5 protein-coding genes and 1 pseudogene are annotated in these 5497 nt (G+C 65.4%); 5 read left to right on the top strand and 1 reads right to left on the bottom strand.

The window, feature by feature from the left end; genetic code table 11:
• Both DYI24_RS28380 and DYI24_RS20170 read left to right on the top strand, forming a co-directional pair.
• Positions 1 to 165 (top strand): annotated as a pseudogene (locus DYI24_RS28380) (dolichol-phosphate mannosyltransferase); the annotation flags it as partial.
• Positions 165 to 503, top strand: a complete 339-nt coding sequence (locus tag DYI24_RS20170; RefSeq protein ID WP_012496014.1) for a lipid-A-disaccharide synthase N-terminal domain-containing protein — start codon at positions 165 to 167, stop codon at positions 501 to 503. The pseudogene DYI24_RS28380 and the gene DYI24_RS20170, both read left to right, overlap by 1 nt.
• Before the next feature lie 187 nt (positions 504 to 690).
• Here the strand turns inward: DYI24_RS20170 and metC are convergent, their stop codons facing one another.
• Complete coding sequence (gene metC / locus DYI24_RS20175; RefSeq protein WP_164573580.1) at positions 691 to 1887, bottom strand: cystathionine beta-lyase; 1197 nt, start codon at positions 1885 to 1887, stop codon at positions 691 to 693.
• Between the two features lie 321 nt (positions 1888 to 2208).
• Here metC and DYI24_RS20180 point away from each other — a divergent pair, with 321 nt between their 5' ends.
• From DYI24_RS20180 to DYI24_RS20190, 3 genes are all read left to right on the top strand, one after another.
• Positions 2209 to 3225: an amino acid ABC transporter substrate-binding protein gene (locus DYI24_RS20180; protein WP_107344544.1), complete on the top strand. Its 1017-nt coding sequence runs from the start codon at positions 2209 to 2211 to the stop codon at positions 3223 to 3225.
• Positions 3226 to 3245: 20 nt separating this feature from the next.
• A complete protein-coding gene (locus tag DYI24_RS20185) occupies positions 3246 to 4451 on the top strand; it encodes an amino acid ABC transporter permease (protein WP_164573581.1) in 1206 nt (401 codons plus the stop codon).
• The coding region (locus tag DYI24_RS20190; RefSeq protein WP_164573582.1) for an ABC transporter permease subunit at positions 4448 to 5497 on the top strand (1050 nt) is incomplete at its 3' end. The genes DYI24_RS20185 and DYI24_RS20190, both read left to right, overlap by 4 nt.

The raw sequence follows: 5497 nt of genomic DNA on the forward strand, positions 1-5497 counted from the left end.
GGCTTCGACATTGTTTACGTCGATGTCGCCGACCGGCCACGATTGTCGGGCAAGTCCAACTACGGCTTCTTCGATCGGCTGTGGGTCGGGCTGATGGATCTCGCCGGGGTGTGGTGGCTGATCCGCCGCAAGAAAGCGACACCGGTCGCCACTGAGGTGAACTGATGCTGATTCAATACGGTCAGGAACTCGGCGACTATCTGTACGACGTGTTCGTCGCAAAGTTCGATTTCTGGCTCGCCTTCGGTCTGATCGCGCAGCTGTTGTTCACCGCCCGCTTCCTGGTGCAGTGGATCTCGAGCGAGCGCGCCGGCAAGAGCGTCGTGCCGATGGCGTTCTGGTTCTTCTCAATGGGCGGCGGCTTGATGACGCTGATCTACGGCATCGCCAAGCGCGAGCCGGTGATCATCCTCGGCCAGGCGATGGCGACCATCATCTACGTGCGCAACATCATGCTGATCATCAAGGCGCACGCCCGCGGCTCGGAGAGCGTGCCGAACTGATCGGCAGTGGGCTGACCGTCTGACGCTGCTCAGCGGCGATCAGAACAAAGATTATTCCCGTCATTGCGAGCGAAGCGAAGCAATCCAGAAGCTCAGTGCGCTGCGCTGGACTGCTTCGTCGCGGAGCCTGTGCCCCGACGGCGCGAAGCGCCGATCCGGGTGCTCCTCGCAATGACGGAGAGAGCGCTTACCGCGCCGCGTTGAACGTCGCGAAGCCGCGGTCGAGATCGGCCTTCAGGTCGTCGGTCGATTCCAGTCCGATATGCAGCCGCAGCGCCGGGCCGCCCGGGTTCCACCGCGTCGCGGTCCGGTACGAGGCGCAGTCGAACGGGATCACCAGGCTTTCGAAGCCGCCCCATGAATAGCCCATCCCGAACAGCGACACGGTGTCGAGCAGGGCATCGACGGCCGCCTGCGGCGCCGGCTGCAGCACGATCGAGAACAGCCCGGAGGCGCCGGTGAAGTCGCGCTTCCAGACCGCATGGCCCGGATCTGTTTCAAGGCCGGGATGCAGCACGCGCTGCACCTCGGGACGCGCCGCGAGCCAGCGCGCCATCTCCAGGCCAGCCTGATAGTGCCGGGCGAGACGCACCTCCAGGGTGCGCAGACCGCGCAGCGCCAGGAACACATCGTCCGGTCCGGCGCAGACGCCGAGCAGCCGGATCGCTTCCGACACCTTCGGCCACGCGGCGGCATCGGCCGAGATGGTGCCGAACATGATGTCGGAGTGACCGCCGATATATTTGGTGGCGGCCTGGATCGAGATATCCACGCCTTGTTCCAGCGAGCGATGATACAGCGGCGTTGCCCAGGTGTTGTCGTCGATCACCAACGCGCCGTGCTGCTTGGCGACCGCCGCGATCGCCGGGATGTCCGGCATCTCGAACGATTGCGAGCCGGGCGCCTCGACCACCACCACCGCCGTGTTTGGCCGGAAATGCGCAGCGATGCCGGCGCCGATCAGCGGATCGAAATAACTGGTCTCGACGCCGAGCCGCTTGAGCATCTGGTCGCAGAACAGCCGGGTCGGCCGATACGCGTTGTCGCACACCAGCACATGATCGCCGGCTTTGACGACGGCGAGCAGGGCGGTCGAGATCGCCGACACGCCGGAGGGCGTGATCCCGACACCGGCACACTGCGGGCCTTCGAGCGCCATCAACGCCTGTTGCAGCGCCTTGGTGGTCGGGGTGCCATGCCGTCCATAGGAGTACTCGCCGCGGTGAGCGTGCAGATCGGCCGCGGTCGGGTACAGCACCGTCGAACCATGCACCACCGGCGGATTGACGAAGCCCTTCTGCGCCGCAGTGTCGCGCCCTGCGGTGACGAGACGGGTCTGCGTGCTGAGCGGCGCGGGTGTCCCGCTGGAGTCGGAGGCGTCCATGGTGGCTCGCTGGTGGTTGTGCCGAATGTGACAGCGCTCGTGCGTGTGCTTCGGCTACTTCGACGAATGGGGGTAATAGCAGCTTCTGGAAGACGGCCGTCAACCCCTTGACCCGGCGCGCGTCTCGTTCTGTGATGCATACCGGTCTGTCTGGAGATCGTGCTGAGGGGCTCGCGAATGCCGGGCGAGAGTTTTGCAGCATGGTGCCGGGCAACGGCTGCCGCGCGCGGGCCTTCGGGCGATCGAACGGCGGATCCAATCGGAACGCATCGCCCACGAAGCCGATTGAAGCGGCCAGGACATCCCTTGAAAGGTCATTCCATGAAACGTGTATCGCTCGTCGCCGCCTTTGCAGCCGCCGCCGTATTCTCGGTGACGTCGGCGGACGCGCAGACCCTGAAGACGGTCAAGGATCGCGGCATGTTGTCCTGCGGCGTCAGCCAGGGACTGCCCGGTTTTTCGGCGCCCGACGACAAAGGCAACTGGACCGGTCTCGACGTCGATGTCTGCCGCGCGATCGCGGCCGCGGTGTTTGACGACCCCAGCAAAGTGAAGTTCGTGCCGCTGTCGGCGAAGGACCGCTTCACCGCGCTGCAGTCCGGTGAGATCGACGTGCTGTCGCGCAATACCACCTGGACGCTGTCGCGCGACACCTCGCTCGGCGTGAACTTCGCGGGCATCAGTTATTATGACGGCCAGGGCTTCATGGCCAAGAAGTCGCTCAAGGTGAACTCGGCGCTGGAACTCAACGGCGCCTCGATCTGCGTGCAGACCGGCACCACCAACGAGCAGAACGTTGCCGACTATTTCAAAGGCAACAACATGAAGTACGAGGTGATCGCGTTCGCCAATGCCGACGAGGCGGTCAAGGCCTACGAGTCCGGCCGCTGCGACGTGTTCACCTCCGACGTCTCGCAGCTCTACGCCCAGCGCCTGAAGCTGGCGACCCCGGCCGATCATATCGTGCTGCCGGAAGTGATCTCGAAGGAGCCGCTCGGCCCGTTGGTCCGCCATGGCGACGATCAGTGGTTCGACATCGTCAAGTGGACGCTGTTTGCGCTGGTCAATGCCGAAGAGCTCGGCGTCACCCAGAAGAACGTCGACGAGATGGCCAAGTCCGACAAGCCCGAACTGAAGCGGGTGTTCGGTACCGACGGTAATCTCGGCGAACAGCTCGGCCTGACCAAGGATTGGGTCGCCCGCATCATCAAGGCGACCGGCAACTACGGCGAATCGTTCGAGCGCAACGTCGGCACCGGCTCCAAGCTCGAGATCGCGCGCGGCCTCAACAAGCTCTGGAACAAGGGGGGCATCATGTACGCCCCGCCGATCCGCTGATCGCGTAAAGATCCGCGCCGATGGCGATCGACGCACGTCCACCGCCGCCACAGCTCGTCGCGAAACTGCGACGAGTGCTCGGTGGCCGCTCAGGCTGGAAGGGGCTGCTCGCCCAAGTGCTGTTCCTCGCGGCGCTGGTCTGGATCGGCTACGAGATCGTCGACAACGCCCGCGACAACCTCGCCAATCAGCGGATCGCCTCGGGCTTTGCCTTCATGTCGCACACCGCGGGGTTCGGCGTCAGCCAGACGCTGATCCCGTATCAGGAGTCCGACAGCTACACCCGCGTGTTCCTGGTCGGCCTGATCAACACGCTGGTGGTGTCGGTCGTCGGAATCTTCTTCGCCACCGTGATCGGCTTTTCAGTGGCGCTGGCGCGGCTGTCGCCGAACTGGCTGATCTCGCGGATCGGCGGCGGCTATGTCGAAATCGTCCGCAACCTGCCGCTGCTGTTCCAGATCCTGTTCTGGTACCTCGCGGTGCTCGGTGCGCTGCCATCACCGCGCCAGAGCGTCTCGGTGATGGACAGCTTTTTCCTGTCGAACCGGGGCATCGTGGTGCCGCGGCTGGTGGGCGAGGCGGGGCTCGATGGCTTCCTGGTCGCGCTGCTGATTGCAATCGCTGCCGCGATCTTGTTGCCGCTGTACGCCCGGCGCCGGCTGTTTGCCACCGGCAAGCCGATGCGGGTGTGGCCGATCGTGCTCGGCCTGTTGATCGGATTGCCGCTGATCGCGTTCCTGATCGTCGGCAAGCCGTTCTCGCTGGAAGTGCCGGTGCTGCGCGGCTTCAATTTCGTCGGCGGCTCGCGGCTGGCGCCTGAATTCGTGGCGCTGACGCTGGCGCTGTCGACCTACACCGCCGCGTTCATCGCCGAAGTCGTCCGCGCCGGCATTCTGTCGGTACACAAGGGGCAGATGGAGGCGGGCGCCTCGCTCGGCCTGTCGCGCGGGCAGACGCTGCGACTGATCGTGATCCCGCAGGCACTGCGGGTGATCCTGCCGCCGCTGACCAACCAGTATCTCAACCTGACCAAGAACTCGTCGCTGGCGGTGGCGATCGGCTATCCCGACCTGTTCTCGGTGTTCGCCGGCACCACGCTGAGCCAGACCGGACAGGCGATCGAGGTGATCGCCATCACCATGGGCGTGTACCTCTTGATCTCGCTGGTCACCAGCGCGCTGATGAGTCTGTACGCGTGGCGGATCAACCGGAGCATGGGCGCATGAGCGAGCTCGGGTCCGTGACGCCACTGTTTGTGCGCGGCGAGATGGTGCCGCAGCGGCCGCCGCCGGTGCACCAGCCGGGTGTGATCGGCATCATCCGGCAGCGGCTGTTCAACTCGCCGACCAATATCCTGCTGACCATCGTCGGCGCGCTGCTGCTGTACTTCACCGTGGTGCCGACACTGAAGTTCCTGCTGGTCGATGCGGTGTGGTCCGGTTCGAACCGCACCGACTGCCTCGCCGACAAGGCCGGCCATCCGGTCGGCGCCTGCTGGCCATTCGTGCAGGCCAAATTCTCGCAGTTCATCTACGGTTTCTATCCGACGCCGGAACGCTGGCGGGTCGATCTGGTGTTCGCGCTCGGCGCGCTGCTGCTGTTGCCGCTGTTGATCCCGCGGGCGCCAGCGAAGACGCTGAACGCCGGACTGTTCTTCATAGCCTTTCCCGTGTTGGCGTTCTTCCTGCTGCATGGTGGCGGCGTGCAGGGCTTCGGCGTTACCTGGAGCGCAGACCTGACGAGCGGTGTTGCCGACAGCGTCGGTCGCGCCGGTCGCAAGCTTGCCGCGGGCGGGCCGGTCGGCAGCGTGATCGGCCAGGTGCTGCTCGGCCTCGGCACCGTGCTGGTGTGGCTGAGCTGGCCGCTGGTGGCGCTGCGCGACTGGATCCAGGCCTCGTCGCAGCCGGTGTGGCTTGATCTTTTGCTCACCGCCGTCGCCGTCACCGCGCTGGTGTTCATCCTGACCGGGGTGCGCAACGGCTGGCGCGCGCTGGCGACCACGGTCGGCATTTTCGTCGGCATCGCCGTGATGGTCGCCGCGCTGCGGCTCGACCGCGGCGGCCTGCCGGTCGTCGACACCCGGATGTGGGGCGGCCTGCTGGTGACGCTGGTGGTGTCGGTCACCGGCATCGTCGCCTCGATGCCGATCGGCATTGCGCTTGCGCTCGGCCGCCGTTCGACGATCCCGCTGATCCGGATCTTCTCGGTCGCTTTCATCGAGTTCTGGCGCGGCGTGCCGCTGATCACGGTGATGTTCTTCGCCACCTACATG

The sequence above is a fragment of the Rhodopseudomonas sp. BR0C11 genome (assembly GCF_010820945.1).
GTDB lineage: Bacteria > Pseudomonadota > Alphaproteobacteria > Rhizobiales > Xanthobacteraceae > Rhodopseudomonas > Rhodopseudomonas palustris_H.